The organism is Streptomyces sp. NPDC002888, assembly GCF_042888465.1.
Lineage (GTDB): Bacteria > Actinomycetota > Actinomycetes > Streptomycetales > Streptomycetaceae > Streptomyces.
This window is the reverse complement of the sequence record NZ_JBIAPU010000012.1, coordinates 207,586-222,485: the sequence shown is the minus strand read 5'-3', so window position 1 is coordinate 222,485 and position 14,900 is coordinate 207,586. Positions and strand designations below refer to the sequence as shown.

14 protein-coding genes are annotated in these 14,900 nt (G+C 70.7%); 7 read left to right on the top strand and 7 right to left on the bottom strand.

Features of this window, described 5'->3' with window-relative positions; genetic code table 11:
• Positions 1-69: 69 nt before the first annotated feature.
• Together ACFYWX_RS21340 and ACFYWX_RS21335 are read left to right on the top strand one after the other, a co-directional pair.
• On the top strand, positions 70-1,125 hold the full coding sequence (locus ACFYWX_RS21340) for an LLM class F420-dependent oxidoreductase (RefSeq protein ID WP_389425621.1): 1,056 nt from the start codon (positions 70-72) through the stop codon (positions 1,123-1,125).
• Positions 1,126-1,352: 227 nt separating this feature from the next.
• The gene (locus ACFYWX_RS21335; RefSeq protein ID WP_389425620.1) at positions 1,353-2,141 is read left to right on the top strand and encodes a ferritin-like domain-containing protein; all 789 of its coding nucleotides are present in this window, start codon (positions 1,353-1,355) and stop codon (positions 2,139-2,141) included.
• 2 nt (positions 2,142-2,143) lie between these two features.
• On the opposite strand, the gene corA is transcribed toward ACFYWX_RS21335, so the two are convergent.
• Complete coding sequence (gene corA, locus ACFYWX_RS21330; protein WP_389425675.1) at positions 2,144-3,139, bottom strand: magnesium/cobalt transporter CorA; 996 nt, start codon at positions 3,137-3,139, stop codon at positions 2,144-2,146.
• Positions 3,140-3,201: 62 nt separating this feature from the next.
• On the opposite strand from corA, the gene ACFYWX_RS21325 reads away from it, so the two are divergent.
• The 5 genes from ACFYWX_RS21325 to ACFYWX_RS21305 all read left to right on the top strand — a co-directional run bounded on the left by ACFYWX_RS21325 (position 3,202) and on the right by ACFYWX_RS21305 (position 7,850).
• Positions 3,202-3,888, top strand: a complete 687-nt coding sequence (locus ACFYWX_RS21325; RefSeq protein ID WP_389425619.1) for a histidine phosphatase family protein — start codon at positions 3,202-3,204, stop codon at positions 3,886-3,888.
• Positions 3,889-4,000: 112 nt separating this feature from the next.
• Positions 4,001-4,591 (top strand): DUF3090 domain-containing protein, encoded by a 591-nt coding sequence (locus ACFYWX_RS21320; protein WP_389425618.1) that lies wholly within the window; start codon positions 4,001-4,003, stop codon positions 4,589-4,591.
• Positions 4,555-5,385 (top strand): SCO1664 family protein, encoded by an 831-nt coding sequence (locus ACFYWX_RS21315; protein WP_389425617.1) that lies wholly within the window; start codon positions 4,555-4,557, stop codon positions 5,383-5,385. The genes ACFYWX_RS21320 and ACFYWX_RS21315 overlap by 37 nt, the downstream gene beginning before the upstream one ends.
• A 102-nt stretch (positions 5,386-5,487) precedes the next feature.
• The gene (gene mshC, locus ACFYWX_RS21310) at positions 5,488-6,717 is read left to right on the top strand and encodes a cysteine--1-D-myo-inosityl 2-amino-2-deoxy-alpha-D-glucopyranoside ligase (protein ID WP_389425616.1); all 1,230 of its coding nucleotides are present in this window, start codon (positions 5,488-5,490) and stop codon (positions 6,715-6,717) included.
• 182 nt (positions 6,718-6,899) lie between these two features.
• Positions 6,900-7,850, top strand: a complete 951-nt coding sequence (locus ACFYWX_RS21305) for an SMP-30/gluconolactonase/LRE family protein (RefSeq protein WP_389425615.1) — start codon at positions 6,900-6,902, stop codon at positions 7,848-7,850.
• A gap of 56 nt (positions 7,851-7,906) precedes the next feature.
• Here the strand turns inward: ACFYWX_RS21305 and ACFYWX_RS21300 are convergent, their stop codons facing one another.
• The 6 genes from ACFYWX_RS21300 to ACFYWX_RS21275 form a co-directional block, all read right to left on the bottom strand.
• Positions 7,907-8,881: a PAC2 family protein gene (locus ACFYWX_RS21300; RefSeq protein WP_389425614.1), complete on the bottom strand. Its 975-nt coding sequence runs from the start codon at positions 8,879-8,881 to the stop codon at positions 7,907-7,909.
• 181 nt (positions 8,882-9,062) lie between these two features.
• A complete protein-coding gene (locus ACFYWX_RS21295) occupies positions 9,063-9,734 on the bottom strand; it encodes a FadR/GntR family transcriptional regulator (protein ID WP_389425613.1) in 672 nt (223 codons plus the stop codon).
• Positions 9,735-9,895: 161 nt separating this feature from the next.
• Positions 9,896-10,456 (bottom strand): SMI1/KNR4 family protein, encoded by a 561-nt coding sequence (locus tag ACFYWX_RS21290; protein WP_389425612.1) that lies wholly within the window; start codon positions 10,454-10,456, stop codon positions 9,896-9,898.
• A 156-nt stretch (positions 10,457-10,612) separates the two neighbouring features.
• Positions 10,613-12,229: an FAD-dependent oxidoreductase gene (locus ACFYWX_RS21285; RefSeq protein ID WP_389425611.1), complete on the bottom strand. Its 1,617-nt coding sequence runs from the start codon at positions 12,227-12,229 to the stop codon at positions 10,613-10,615.
• Between the two features lie 8 nt (positions 12,230-12,237).
• The gene (gene glpK / locus ACFYWX_RS21280) at positions 12,238-13,776 is read right to left on the bottom strand and encodes a glycerol kinase GlpK (RefSeq protein WP_389425610.1); all 1,539 of its coding nucleotides are present in this window, start codon (positions 13,774-13,776) and stop codon (positions 12,238-12,240) included.
• Between the two features lie 98 nt (positions 13,777-13,874).
• Positions 13,875-14,669, bottom strand: a complete 795-nt coding sequence (locus ACFYWX_RS21275) for an MIP/aquaporin family protein (RefSeq protein WP_389425609.1) — start codon at positions 14,667-14,669, stop codon at positions 13,875-13,877.
• Between the last annotated feature and the right edge of the window lie 231 nt (positions 14,670-14,900).

Here is a 14,900-nt window from a genome sequence, read left to right as displayed (position 1 = left end):
ACCCCACGGACGTGGCGCGCTATGGTCTCCGCAAAGGGACGTTACTGAGCAGTAAAAGGGGAATGAGCCATGCAGCTCGGGATCAACCTCGGCTACTGGGGCGCTGGAATGGACGCGGACAACCTCGCCGTGGCCCAGGAGGCCGACCGGCTCGGGTACGCCGTGTGCTGGGCCGCCGAGGCCTACGGGTCCGACGCGGCCACCGTACTCACGTGGGTCGCCGCGCAGACCGAACGGATCGACGTCGGCTCGGCGATCTTCCAGATCCCGGCCCGGCAGCCCGCGATGACCGCGATGACCGCCGCGACCCTGGACTCGCTCTCCGGCGGCCGTTTCCGCCTCGGCCTCGGTGTCTCCGGACCGCAGGTCTCCGAGGGCTGGTACGGCGTCAAGTTCGACAAGCCGCTGTCCCGCACGCGCGAGTACGTCGAGATCGTGCGCAAGGCGATGACGCGGGAACGCCTGTCGTACGAGGGCGAGCACTGGACGCTGCCGCTGCCCGGCGGCCCCGGCAAGCCCATCAAGCTGACCGTGCATCCGCAGCGCGAGCACATCCCGCTGTACATCGCCGCCATCGGGCCGAAGAACCTGGAGCAGACCGGCGAGATCGCCGACGGCGCGCTGCTCATCTTCCCCTCGGCCGACCACCTCGAGGACACCGCGATCAAGTACCTGCGGGCCGGCCGTGAGAAGGCCGGCAAGACCCTCGACGGGTTCGACGTCTGCCCGACGCTGCCCCTCGCCGTCGGCGACGACAAGGACGTCACCCGGCTCGCCGACACCTTCCGCCCCTACACCGCGCTGTACGTCGGCGGCATGGGCAGCAGCAAGCAGAACTTCTACAACCAGCTCGCCCGGCGCATGGGGTACGAGCGGGAGGCCGCCGAGATCCAGGAGAAGTACCTCTCCGGCGACAAGCAGGGTGCCGCGGCCGCCATTCCGCAGGATCTCATCGACAGCACCACGCTGCTCGGTTCCGTGGACCGCATCGCCGACCGGATGAAGGCCTACGCCGCCGCCGGGGTCACCACCCTCAGCCTCGCCCCCGCGGGCTTCACTCTCGACGAGCGGCTCACGTCCCTGCGCGCCGGCGCGGAGGCCCTGGAGCGGGCCGGGCTGGCGTAGCGAACACTCCGGAGGCTTTCAGCGGCCGTGGTGGGGGCTCGGGGGTCTTCCCCGCCACGGCCGTCGCGAGGAACAACGCGCCGCGGCGCGCCCGGTTACGGCCCCGTCGTGACCCCGGTGGTCCTCCTTTTGGCCGAGTTGTCCGACACAGCTGTTGCAGCGTCCCTCGCGCGGCATTTGACTCGTTCTCTGCGGAGTGCTGCGGATCCTGCGGAGAGGTGCCCACGATGCTTTCGGCCAAGAGTCTGTTCCAGGAAATCCTCGACGACGACGAGTCCTTCCGGCTCTTCTGCTCCATCGCGGCCAGCGGGGAGAGCCAGGGCGGCTGGGAGAACGCCCGGATCGCCGCGCTCGTCCCGGAGAGCGAACGCGCGCTCGCCCCCAAGATCACCCGTCACGGCGCGGACGAGGACAAGCACGGGCGCCTCTTCAACGCCCTGCTGAAGAAGCGCGGTCTGCACCCCGTGCCCGTCCCGCACGAGACCGACTACACGATGCTCCTGGAGAAGCACGGCATCGGGCTCGCCCACGAGAAGCTCAGGGCCGACCGACCGCTCACGGTGCAGGACGTCATCATCTACCTGTCCCACAGCCGGGTCACCGAACAGCGCGCCTCCGAGCAGATGGTGATGCTGCGCAAGCACTTCGCGGACCACCCGGTGATCGGCAAGGCCGTCAGGATGATCTCCCACGACGAGGACAACCACCTCGCCTACACCCACGAGGAACTGCTGCGCTTCGCGGCCGCCGGACACGGCCGGTTCATCCAGCGGACGCTGCGCGAGTGCGCGCTCGCCGAGATCCGCGTCTACCGGGACGTCAGCCTCGCCGTCATGGACCACATGGGCCGCATCCTCGGCTGGCCCAAGGCCAAGTCGGCGGCCCTCGCGGCCGGCATCCACGGCGTGTACGCGTGGGAGCGGTTCGCGGGCTGGCGGCGCATGGTCATGCTGAAGGCGCCGGAGCGCCGTGACGCCCTCGGCGCGTCCGCCACCACCGCTCCCGAGTTCGCCTGACGTCAGAGCCAGCCCCGCTGCTTGAACATCCGGTACAGCAGCACCTCCAGGGCGGCCATCAGCGCGATCACCGCCGGGTACGACCACACCCAGCGCAGCTCCGGCATGTGTTCGAAGTTCATGCCGTAGACCCCCGCGATCATCGTGGGGATCGCCGCCATGGCCGCCCACGAGGAGATCTTCCGCATGTCGTCGTTCTGGCGGACGCTCATCTGCGCCAGATGCGCCGACAGGATGTCCGACACCAGCCGGTCCAGACCCTCCACCGACTCGTTCACGCGCGTGAGGTGGTCGCTGACGTCCCGGAAGAAGGGCCGCGCCTTGTCGTCCACGAACGGCACCGACCCGCCGAACGAGCCGGTGCCCGCGAGCCGGGACATGGGCAGTGCCAGCGGGCCCGTCGCCCTGCGGAACTCCAGGACCTGCCGCTTGAAGGTGTAGATCCGGGACGCGATGTGCCGTGAGCCGCCGCTGTCGGGGGAGAACACCTCCGCCTCCAGCTCCTCCAGGTCGGTCTGCAACTCGTCGGCCACCTCCAGATAGTGGTCGACGGATGCGTCACTGAGCGCGTACAGCACCGACGTCGGGCCCTTCGCCAGCAGCTCGGGCTCCTGCTCCAGCCGACGCCGTACGGCCGCGAGCGGCGTTCCCTCGCCGTGCCGGACGGTCACCACGAAGCCGTCGCCGAGGAAGACCATGACCTCGCCGGTGGAGACGGCGTCGCTCTCCGGCTCGTACACGACCGGCTTCAGCACCAGGAACAGCGAGTCGTCGTACACCTCCAGCTTGGGCCGCTGATGGGCTTTCAGGGCGTCCTCGACCGCCAGCGGGTGCAGTTGGAACTCCTGGGTGACGTGCTCGAACTCCTCCTCGCTGGGCTCGTGCAGCCCTATCCACACGAACCCGCCCCCGGCCCGCGCCTCCGCCAGCGCGTCCGAGAAGTCCTCGGGCCCCTCCGCGCGATGCCCGTCGCGATAGATGGCGCAGTCGACGATCACAGAGCGCATTCTCCCTTCACCCGTCCACCGCCGCATGCGTGCCTACGCCTACGCTGGGCCGCATGCCCACGCTGATCCTCGTCCGGCACGGACGTTCCACCGCCAACACCTCGGGCGTGCTCGCGGGCTGGACGCCCGGCATCGCCCTCGACGAGCGCGGGGCGGCGCAGGCCGCCGCGCTGCCCGAGCGGCTCGCCGAGCTGCCGCTCGCCGAGGTCGTCGCCAGTCCCCTGCAGAGGTGCCAGGAAACCATCCAGCCCTTGCTCGACGCCCGCCCCGGACTGCGGGCGCACACCGACGAACGCATCGGGGAGTGCCAGTACGGCGACTGGTCCGGACGCAAGCTCGCCGAGCTCATGGACGAGCCCCTGATGGAGGTCGTCCAGGCGCACCCGTCCGCGGCCGCCTTCCCCGGCGGGGAGTCCATGCGGGCCATGCAGACGCGCGCCGCCGAAGCGGTACGCGAGTGGAACGCGCGCGTGGAGCGCGATCACGGCCCCGACGCCGTGTACCTGATGTGTTCGCACGGCGACGTCATCAAGTCGCTCGTGGCGGATGCACTCGGACTTCATCTCGACCTCTTCCAGCGGATTTCCGTTGAACCGTGTTCCATCACCGCGATCCGTTACACCCGACTGCGGCCCTTTCTCGTGCGCCTCGGGGACACGGGCGACTTCGCGTCCCTGGTGCCGCGCGAGGAGCCCCCGTCCGAAGACGCACCAGTGGGGGGCGGTGCGGGCGCACCGTGATCGTTCGCCGCAGTAGGGTGAAGCGGTCGCAACACGCCGCACCCGAACGCGGCCCCCGCGGCCAGTCGGTCCCGATGTCGATGTCGACCCACGATTCCCATGGAGACAGGACGTGTCCCGTCAGGTGTTCCTCTACGACCCACCGGAGCGCTTCGTGGCCGGTACGGTCGGACTGCCCGGGCGCCGTACCTTCTTCCTCCAGGCCATCGCCGGCCCCCGGGTGACCAGCGTGGCGCTGGAGAAGACCCAGGTCGCCGCGCTCGCCGAGCGCATGGACGAGCTGCTGGACGAGGTCGTACGCCGTAGTGGCGGAAGTGCCGCCGTGCCCGCCGTGGCGCCCACCGAAGTCGCCGACACGGAGCCCCTCGACACCCCCGTCGAGGAGGAGTTCCGGGTCGGCACCATGGCCCTCGCCTGGGACGGCGAGGAGCAGCGCATGATCGTCGAGGCACAGGCCCTTGTCGAACTCGACGCCGACACCGAGGAGGACCTCGCCGAGGCCGAGGAGCGGCTCCTTCAGGACGAGGAGAACGGGCCCCCGATGCTGCGGGTCCGGCTCACCGGTGCCCAGGCCCGGGCCTTCGCCAAGCGTGCCCTCGACGTCGTCAACGCCGGCCGTCCGCCCTGCCCGCTGTGCAGTCTGCCGCTCGACCCGGAGGGACACGTATGTCCGCGCCAGAACGGATACCGCCGCGGAGCGTGACGGCCGAGGAGAAGCCCGCCGAGCTGCTCGCGCGAGGCGAGCTGACCGTGCGCGGACGCATCCGTGACGCCTCCAACGCGGCGCTGTACTGCACGGTGAGCCACGAGGGCCGGGAGGCGACCTGCGTCTACAAGCCGGTCGCCGGGGAGCGGCCGCTGTGGGACTTCCCCGACGGGACGCTCGCCCAGCGGGAGGTCGCCGCGTACGAGGTCTCCGAGGCGACCGGCTGGGGGCTCGTCCCGCCGACCGTGCTGCGTGACGGGCCGTACGGCGAGGGCATGTGCCAGCTGTGGATCGAGGCGACGCCCGAGGCCGAGCTGCTCGCCCTCGTGGACGGCGAGCAGCCCGAGCCGGGCTGGAAGGCGATCGGCTTCGCGGAGGTCGGCGAGGGCAGAACCGCCCTCCTCGTCCACACCGACGACGACCGCCTGCGCCGCCTCGCCGTCCTCGACGCCGTGATCAACAACGCCGACCGCAAGGGCGGCCACCTGCTCCCCACCCCGGACGGCCACCTCTACGGCATCGACCACGGCGTCACCTTCAACGCCGAGAACAAGCTCCGCACGCTCCTGTGGGGCTGGGCGGGGGAGCCCCTGACCGGGGAGGCCGTGGAGGTCCTCAAGGGCCTGAAGGCGGCACTGGAGGAGGGTGGCGCGCTGGCAGCCCGACTGACCCCCCTCATCACCCCTGCGGAACTCGAAGCCACACACGCGCGCGTCGAGGCGCTGCTGACCGCAGGAACGCACCCGGAACCGAGCGGCGAGTGGCCGGCGATCCCCTGGCCACCGGTGTAACCGCCGCCTTGCACATCCGACCGCTTCCCACAAGACCGCCTAACCGGCCATACGGACCGCTCCGGTTCGTATGCGGAAGTTCCCTCCGGTTAGGCTCATGACATGCATGCCTGGCCCGCTTCCGAGGTCCCCGCCCTGCCCGGTCAGGGCCGCGACCTGAGGATCCACGACACCGCGACCGGCGGTTCGGTCACCCTCGACCCCGGTCCCGTCGCCCGAATCTACGTCTGCGGCATCACCCCGTACGACGCCACCCACATCGGACACGCGGCGACGTACAACGCGTTCGACCTCGTGCAGCGCGTGTGGCTCGACACCAAGCGGCAGGTTCACTACGTCCAGAACGTCACCGACGTCGACGACCCGCTGCTCGAGCGCGCGCAGCGCGACGGCGTCGACTGGGTCGCCCTCGCCGAGAAGGAGACGGCCCTCTTCCGCGAGGACATGATCGCCCTGCGCGTGCTCCCGCCGAAGGAGTACATAGGCGCGGTCGAGGCGATACCCGGCATCGTCCCGCTCGTCGAACGACTGCGCGACGTCGGCGCAGCCTACGAACTCGAAGGCGACACCTACTTCTCCGTCGAGTCCGACCCGAACTTCGGCAAGGTCTCGCGCCTGGACGCCGCCGCCATGCGGCTGCTGTCCGCCGAGCGCGGCGGAGACCCCGACCGCCCCGGCAAGAAGAACCCGCTCGACCCCATGCTGTGGATGGCCGCCCGCGAGGGCGAGCCCAGCTGGGACGGCGGCTCGCTGGGCCGCGGCCGCCCCGGCTGGCACATCGAGTGCGTCGCCATCGCCCTCGACCACCTGGGCATGGGCTTCGACATCCAGGGCGGCGGCTCCGACCTCGCCTTCCCGCACCACGAGATGGGCGCCTCCCACGCCCAGGCACTGACCGGCGAGTTCCCCATGGCCAAGGCGTACGTCCACGCGGGCATGGTCGCCCTCGACGGCGAGAAGATGTCCAAGTCCAAGGGCAATCTCGTCTTCGTGTCCCAGCTGCGGCGCGACGGCGTCGACCCCGCCGCCATCCGGCTCGCGCTCCTCGCGCACCACTACCGCTCCGACTGGGAGTGGACCGACCAGGTGCTCCAGGACGCGGTGGCACGGCTCGCACGGTGGCGCGCGGCGGTCTCCCGGCCCGACGGGCCGCCCGCCGAAGCGCTGGTCGAGGAGATCCGCGAGGCCCTCGCCGACGACCTCGACGCCCCGACCGCCCTCGCCGCCGTGGACCGCTGGGCCGCCCTCCAGCACGAACAGGGCGGCACCGACATCGGCGCCCCGGGCGTCGTCTCCCGGGCCGTGGACGCCCTGCTGGGCGTGGCCCTGTAAGCACGGACGCCACGTACGGCCACGTACGACAGGGGCGGTTTCCTCTCGGAGGGAACCGCCCCTCGTTCATGTGTGCGATGCGCCCGGAAGTGATCCTGTGGCGAGGGCGGTCCTGTGATGGGGTGGGGCGACTGTTGACCCGTCGGTCGGTTCCGGGCCGACCTCACGCGGAAGGACGCACAGTGGCACCCGCGCACCGTTCCTTCGCACGACGCAGACTCCTCACCGCGACCGCCGCACTCTGCGGAGCGGCGCTCCTCGGCGGCACTGCCCACGCGGCCGAGGAAACGGCGTGGCCGGACGCCTTCCCGCTGCCGAACGGCTGGCAGCCCGAGGGCATCGCCATCGGCTCCCGGCCGTACGCCTACTTCGGCTCGCTCGCCCACGGCGACCTCTACCGGGCGAGCCTCGCCACCGGCCGCGGCACCGTGCTGAGCACGGGCCTCGGCGCGGGGCACCCCACCGTGGGCCTGAAGGCCGACCCCTACGGCAGGCTCTTCCTCGCCGGCGGTGACAGCGGCGAACTGCGCACGGCCGACGCCCGGACGGGAGAGGTCGAGAAGGTCTACGCCGTAGGCGCCACGTTCGTGAACGACGTCGTCCTCACGCCGGGAGCCGCCTGGTTCACGGACTCCTACCAGGCGCGGCTGTACAAGCTCGTGCTGGGCCGGCACGGTGCGCCCCAGGGCGTGGAGAGCGTGCCGTTGAGCGGCGACTGGGTGCAGGGCGACGACTTCGCCGCCAACGGCATCGAGCGCACGCCCGACGGGAGCGCGCTGCTCGTGGTCGACACCGTCGCCGACGGCGGAGGTCTGATGCGTGTCGACCCGCGCACCGGGGCCGCCCGCGCCGTCGACCTCGGCACGGCCCGCCTCCCCGCCGGCGACGGCCTGCTCCTGCTCGGCCGTACCCTCTACGCCGTTCAGCAGGCGCAGAACGCGATCGACGTGTTCCGGCTGAACGCGTCCGGCACCCGGGGCACCGCGATCGCCCGCATCACCGACCCCCGCTTCCGCATCCCGACGACGGCCGCGGCCTGGGGCAACCGCATCTACCTGCCCAACGCGCGCTTCGACGTCGAGCAGCCCCAGCCGGACACCGAGTACGACGCGGTGGCCGTACGACAGGTCTGACCCCCGTACGGAAGAGGGCGGTGCACCTCAGGTGCACCGCCCTCACTCCTGCGAGCTCACTCCTCCGACGAATCCTCGTCGTCCGCACTGGGCTTCGGTGGCTTCGGAGGCCGGGTGCGCTCCCCGGGGCTGTCCCGCTTGTACGGCGTGCCCTCGCCGCCGTCCGCCGTGGCGTGTCCGCCGGGGCTGCCGCCGTCCCGGCGCCGCAGATAGCGCTCGAACTCGCGGGCGATCGCCTCGCCCGACGCCTCCGGCAGCTCCGCGGTGTCCCGTGCCTCCTCCAGCGTCTGGACGTACTCGGCGACCTCGCTGTCCTCGGCGGCCAGCTGGTCCACGCCCACCTGCCAGGCGCGCGCGTCCTCGGGCAGCTCGCCCAGCGGGATGCGTACGTCGATCAGGTCCTCCAGGCGGTTGAGGAGGGCCAGCGTCGCCTTCGGGTTCGGCGGCTGCGACACGTAGTGGGGAACCGCGGCCCACAGGGACACCGCCGGCACACCCGCGTGCGTGCACGCCTCCTGAAGGACGCCGACGATGCCCGTGGGGCCCTCGTACTTGGTCTCCTCCAGGTCCATCCGCTGTGCCAGGTCCGAGTCGGACGTGGTCCCGCTGATCGGAACCGGACGTGTGTGCGGGGTGTCGCCGAGCAGGGCGCCCAGGACCACCACCAGCTCCACACCGAGTTCGTGCGCGAAGCCGAGGAGCTCGTTGCAGAACGAGCGCCAGCGCATGGACGGTTCGATACCGCGCACGAGCACCAGGTCACGCGGCTTCTCGCCGCCGACCCGCACCACCGACAACCTCGTCGTCGGCCATGTGATCTTGCGCACGCCCGCGTCCATGAACACCGTGGGGCGGTTCACCTGGAAGTCGTAGTAGTCCTCGGCGTCCAGCGCCGCGAACACCTCGCCCTTCCACTCCCTCTCCAGATGCGCGACCGCGGTGGAGGCGGCGTCGCCGGCATCGTTCCAGCCCTCGAACGCGGCCACCATGACCGGGTCGATCAGCTCGGGAACCCCCTCGAGCTCGATCACCCAGCGCCTCCTTCCGACGTGCCCTCGCTTGACCACCCAACCTTACGGCGTGCGGCGGGGGCGCCCGCAGCCCCCTTGCACGGGGCGGTGCTCGGATCACTGCCCCGATCGGCACCCCCGAACACCCCCGCTGCCGCGAGCCCGTTCCGGCACTTCCGGCCCCGGCACCACCAGGGGGCCCTCACAGCGTCGAGCGCAGCCACTGCTCCACGCTCGCGATGTGCACGGTCGCCCACGAGCGCGCCGCCTCCGCGTCCCGGTCGCGCAGGGCCGCCAGGATCGCGCGGTGCTCGCGCAGGGTGCCGGTGACCGCGTCCTCCTGCGTCAGCCCGCGCCAGATCCGGGCCCGGGTGGTCGGCCCGGACAGGCCGTCGAGCAGCGAGCACAGCACCGAGTTGCCGGCGCTCTGCACGATGCCCCGGTGGAACTCCAGGTCGCAGGCGACGAGTTCCTCCACCGACGGGGTCGTGCCGAGCTTGTCCAGCTGGGCGGTGAGCGCGTCCAGCTGCTGCTCGCTGATACGGGAGGCCGCCATCGCCGTCGCCGCGGGCTCCAGGATGCGGCGCACGGCCAGGAACTCCAGAACCGTGTCGTCGCGGTGGAAGTCCACGACGAAGCTCAGCGCCTCCAGCAGCAACTGCGGGTCGAGGCTGGTGACGTACGTGCCGTCGCCCTGGCGCACGTCCAGGATCCGGATCAGCGACAGCGCCCGCACCGCCTCCCGCAGCGAGTTGCGGGACAGGCCGAGCTCGGCGGCGAGCTCGCTCTCCTTGGGCAGGCGGTCGCCGGGGCGCAGCGCGCCGGAGACGATCATGCCCTTGATCTTCTCGATCGCCTCGTCGGTGACTGCCATGACCGGCCTCCCTGTCATTCCTCGCCCAGACATCGGACGTCTAGGCGCCATTATGCGGGCAGGCCCCAGAAGTGCCTCCAGACCCGCGATCACCGCCCCCTCGCCGAGGCCCGCGAGCCTCGCTGAGTCCTGCCGTCCTCGGCCGGCCCGCGATCACGGTGTCATGTCACGTCGAACCACTCCTTGCCGGCCGCCCAGTGGGCGACCCAGCCGGCGAAGCCGCGCGCGGCGGTCGTGAACCCGAACTCCGCGCCGAACGGCATGGCGCCCACGTCGGTCACGTGCCAGATCTGTCCCCGCTGGGGGCCGGTGACGACGAGGTGCCAGTTCATGGCGCACCCGTCCGTCCCCAGCACGATCGAACCGTGGTTGAGTACCTGGTCGATGACGGTCTCGGGGTCGTCGTACGGCCCGTCGTCCTCCTCCCACAGCCACGACTGCGTGAGCGGGAACGGCTTTGCCAGGTCGCGCTCCTCCCCGTCGTCATTCCAGTCGGAGGGCAGTTCGGTCAGACCCACGAGGCCGTATGACGGCGGTCCCCGGAACGAGCCGTCCGACATCTCCGCCACGAACGTCCGGTACGGCTCCGGCAGCACGACCCCGTGTTCCGCCTCGAAGGCACGCACCGTCTCCCAGCCCAGGGCGGAGGCGCCGCCGTCGTCCACGGTGAACGCCGCCCGCAAGGCGGCGAGATCCTCGAGGGCGGCCCGATCGATGTTCATGCGTCCATGGAAGCACCCGCCACTGACAACGACCGCATGCGAAAGGGGCGGCTCCGTCGGCGGGAGCCGCCCCCTTCGTGGGCCCGGCCCCGGTGCGGAGGGGGCCGTTCCTCGGTGGTGTCGGCCCTGGTCGGGGGAGAGGGCCGACGCCGAGGTCTACTTCTTGTCGAGCAGGTCCTGGACCTTCGAGCGGACCTCGTCCGTGGCCAGGCCCCGGATCGTCAGCGTCGTACGGCGGCGCAGCACGTCGTCCGGCGTCTCGGCCCACTCGTTGTCCCGGGCGTAGACGACCTGGGCCCAGATCTCGGGAGCGTCGGGGTGGACGCGCTCGCCCAGCTCCGGGTTGTCGTTGGCGAGGCGGGCGATGTCGAAGGCCAGCGAACCGTAATGCGTGGCCAGGTGCCTGGCGGTGTCGGCCGCCATGCGCGGGCCGGGCGCCGGGCCGTCGACCAGCAGCCGGTGGGCGACCGCGCGCGGGTTGGCGACACCCGGCAGCGGCAGCTTCTTCGGCAGCGAGGAGATCGGCTCGAAGTCGTCGCCCAGCGGGTGGCCCGGCAGCGACTCCAGCTTCTGCATCACCGTGCGGCCGATGTGCCGGAAGGTCGTCCACTTGCCGCCCGCGACGGACAGCATGCCGCCGCGGCCCTCCGTGACCACCGTTTCGCGCTTGGCCTTCGCCGTGTTGCCGGGCCCGCCCGGAAGCACCCGCAGCCCCGCGAAGGCGTATGTGATCAGGTCACGGTCGAGCTGCTGGTCGCGGATGGAGAACGCGGCCTCGTCGAGTATCTGGGCCGTGTCCTTCTCGGTGACCGCGACGTCCGCCGGGTCGCCCTCGTACTCCTCGTCGGTCGTGCCGAGCAGCAGCATGTCCTCCCAGGGGAGGGCGAAGGTGATGCGGTACTTGTCGATGGGGGTGGCGAGGGCGGCCCGCCACGGGGACGTCCGCTTCAGGACCAGGTGCGCGCCCTTCGACAGCCGGATCGACGGCGCCGCGTTCGGGTCCTCCATCCGGCGCAGGTGGTCGACCCACGGGCCGGTCGCGTTCAGGACGAGACGGGCGTTCACGCCGAACTCGTCGCCGGACGTGCGGTCCTTGAGGTCGGCGCCCGTCACCCGGCCGTTGGTGAAGCGCAGACCGCTCACCTCGGCGTGGTTGAGGACCACCGCGCCCGCGTCGACCGCCGCGCGGACCGTCATCAGCGCCATACGGGCGTCGTTCATCTGGTCGTCGCCGTAGACGGCCACGGCCTTGAGGTTGTCGGTGCGCAGCTCCGGCACGTCCTGCGCCGCCTTGGCCGGCGAGAGCAGGTGTCCGACACCGTCACCGAACGCCGACAGCGCGGAGTAGGCGAAGACGCCCGCCCCGAGCTTCGCCGCGCCGTGCGGCCCGCCCTTGTACACGGGGAGGTAGAACGTGAGCGGGTTCGCCAGGTGGGGGGCCACCTGGCGGGAGACCGCACGGCGCTCGAAGTGGTTCTCCGCCACCAGCTTCACCGCGCCGGTCTGCAGGTAGCGCAGACCGCCGTGGAGCAGCTTGGAGGAGGCGGAGGAGGTGGCACCGGCGAAGTCGCCGGCGTCGACCAGGGCCACCCTGAGGCCGGACTGCGCGGCGTGCCAGGCGGTGGAGATGCCCAGGATGCCGCCGCCGATCACGAGAAGGTCGTACGACGCCCTGGAAAGCTGCTCCCGGGTCTCGGCGCGGCTCGGGTTGGAGCCGGACGCCGGGTGGGTCCCCAGGGCAGGCACGGACTGCAGGGTGGACTGACTGGTCATGCGGTTTCTTACTCCTCGTCCTCGAGCCAGCCCATGGTCCGCTCGACGGCCTTGAGCCAGCTCTTGTACTCACGGTCGCGGGTGTCCGCGTCCATGCGGGGTGTCCACTCGGCGGCCCGGCGCCAGTTGGCGCGCAGGTCGTCGGTGCTGGTCCAGAAGCCGACGGCGAGACCGGCGGCGTAGGCGGCACCGAGGCAGGTCGTCTCGGCGACCATCGGGCGCACCACGGGTGCGTCCAGGAAGTCCGAGAGGGTCTGCATCAGCAGGTTGTTGGAGGTCATGCCGCCGTCGACCTTGAGCGCGGAGAGCTCGACGCCGGAGTCCTTCGTCATGGCGTCGGTGATCTCACGGGTCTGCCAGGCCGTGGCCTCCAGGACGGCGCGCGCGAGGTGCGCCTTGGTGACGTACCGGGTGAGGCCGGCGATCACACCGCGGGCGTCGGAGCGCCAGTACGGGGCGAACAGGCCGGAGAAGGCCGGCACGAAGTAGGCGCCGCCGTTGTCCTCGACCGAGAGCGCCAGCGTCTCGATCTCGGCGGCGGTGGAGATCAGGCCCATCTGGTCGCGCATCCACTGCACCAGCGAACCGGTGACGGCGATCGAGCCCTCCAGGGCGTAGACCGGCGTCTCGTCGCCGATCCGGTAGCCCACGGTGGTCAGCAGGCCGCTGTAGGAGTTGATGATCTTCTCGCCGGTGTTCATCAGCATGAACGTGCCGGTGCCGTACGTGGACTTGGCCTCGCCCTCGGCGAAACAGGTCTGGCCGAACAGGGCCGCCTGCTGGTCGCCGAGCGCGGAGGCGACCGGGATGCCGCCGAGCAGGTCACCGAGCTTGCCGCCGGTGATCTCGCCGTACACCTCGGCGGAGGAGCGGATCTCCGGGAGCATCGACAGCGGGACGCCGATGGACTCGGCGATCTTCTCGTCCCACTCCAGCGTGTGCAGGTTCATCAGCATGGTGCGGGAGGCGTTGGTGACGTCGGTGTAGTGCTTGCCGCCGTTGACACCGCCCGTCAGGTTCCAGATGACCCAGGTGTCCATGGTGCCGAAGAGGATGTCGCCCGCCTCGGCGCGCTCGCGCAGGCCCTCGACGTTGTCGAGCAGCCAGCGGGCCTTGGGCCCTGCGAAGTACGAGGCCAGCGGCAGGCCGGTCTCGCGGCGGAAGCGGTCCTGGCCGACGTTGCGGCCGAGCTCCTTGCACAGGGCGTCGGTGCGGGTGTCCTGCCAGACGATGGCGTTGTGGACGGGCTCACCGGTGTTCTTGTCCCAGAGCAGCGTGGTCTCGCGCTGGTTGGTGATGCCGATGGCCTTGATGTCGTCGCGGGTGATGCCGGCCTTGGCGATGGCACCGGCCACGACCTCCTGGACGTTCGTCCAGATCTCGTTGGCGTTGTGCTCCACCCAGCCCGGCTTCGGGAAGATCTGCTCGTGCTCCTTCTGGTCGACGGAGACGATGCGGCCGTCGCGGTCGAAGACGATGCAGCGGGAGGAGGTGGTGCCCTGGTCGATGGCTGCGATGAAGGGGCCGGCGGTGTGGGCGTCGGTCACTGTGAGCTCCTGAAATCCGTGGTTATGGGGCTTTACGTACGGCGCGTGCTGTGAAGTTCCCTGAGCCGGGCTCGGCGGACGACGAGCCCGGGGCCCTTTTAAGCGAATGCGACGTTGTAGATGCCTGCAGCGATCGCGCCGCCGATCAGCGGACCGACCACCGGGATCCAGGCGTAGCCCCAGTCGGAGCCGCCCTTGTTGGGCAGGGGCAGGAGCGCGTGCACGATACGCGGACCGAGGTCACGGGCCGGGTTGATCGCGTAGCCGGTCGGGCCACCGAGGGACAGACCGATCGAGACGACGACGAGTGCGGTGACCAGGGCGCCCAGGGTGCCCAGGCCGTTGCCCTTGTCGTTGAGGCCCTGCGTGAGGATGGCGAGCACCAGCACGATCGTGCCGATGATCTCCGTGGCGAGGTTCTGCCAGACGACCCGGATCTCCGGGCCGGTGGAGAAGATGCCCAGGACCGGGCCGGCGCCCTTCTCCTGGGCCTCGACGGCCTTGGCCGCCGTGGCCTGCGCACCCGGGCCGCCGACGATCTCCTTGTCGGTGAGGTGCGCGTGGAACTGGCCGTAGTAGGCGACCCAGACCAGGGCCGCACCGATCATGGCGCCGAGCAGCTGTCCCGCGAAGTACGTCGGAACGTTGCTCCAGTCACTGTCCTTGATGGCGAGCGCGACGGTCACGGCCGGGTTGAGGTGGGCGCCGGACAGCGGCGCCGAGGTGTAGACCGCCGTGAGCACTGCGAAGCCCCACCCGAAGGTGATGGCGAGCCAGCCGGCGTTGCGGGCCTTGGAGGCCTTCAGCGTGACGGCGGCGCAGACGCCGCCGCCGAGCAGGATGAGTATGGCGGTACCGATGGTCTCGCCGATGAAGATGTCGGAGCTGGACACCCGCGACTCCTTTGTCCTTCGTCCAGGGGAAGCCGAACCCCGGGTCCCACCGGGGGTTCCGCGCCCTCGGGGGTGAGAGCGATGTCGGTCCTTGGCGTTGTCACACTCTAGCGCGTATTGCCGGTAGGTGTTCGACAATGCCGACCGATGGACGGGAGTCTTGTCCCGGCGTCACACGTGCGTCAAGAGTTCTGTTATCGAAAACCTGATCGTTACTGATCGCCCGTGGGT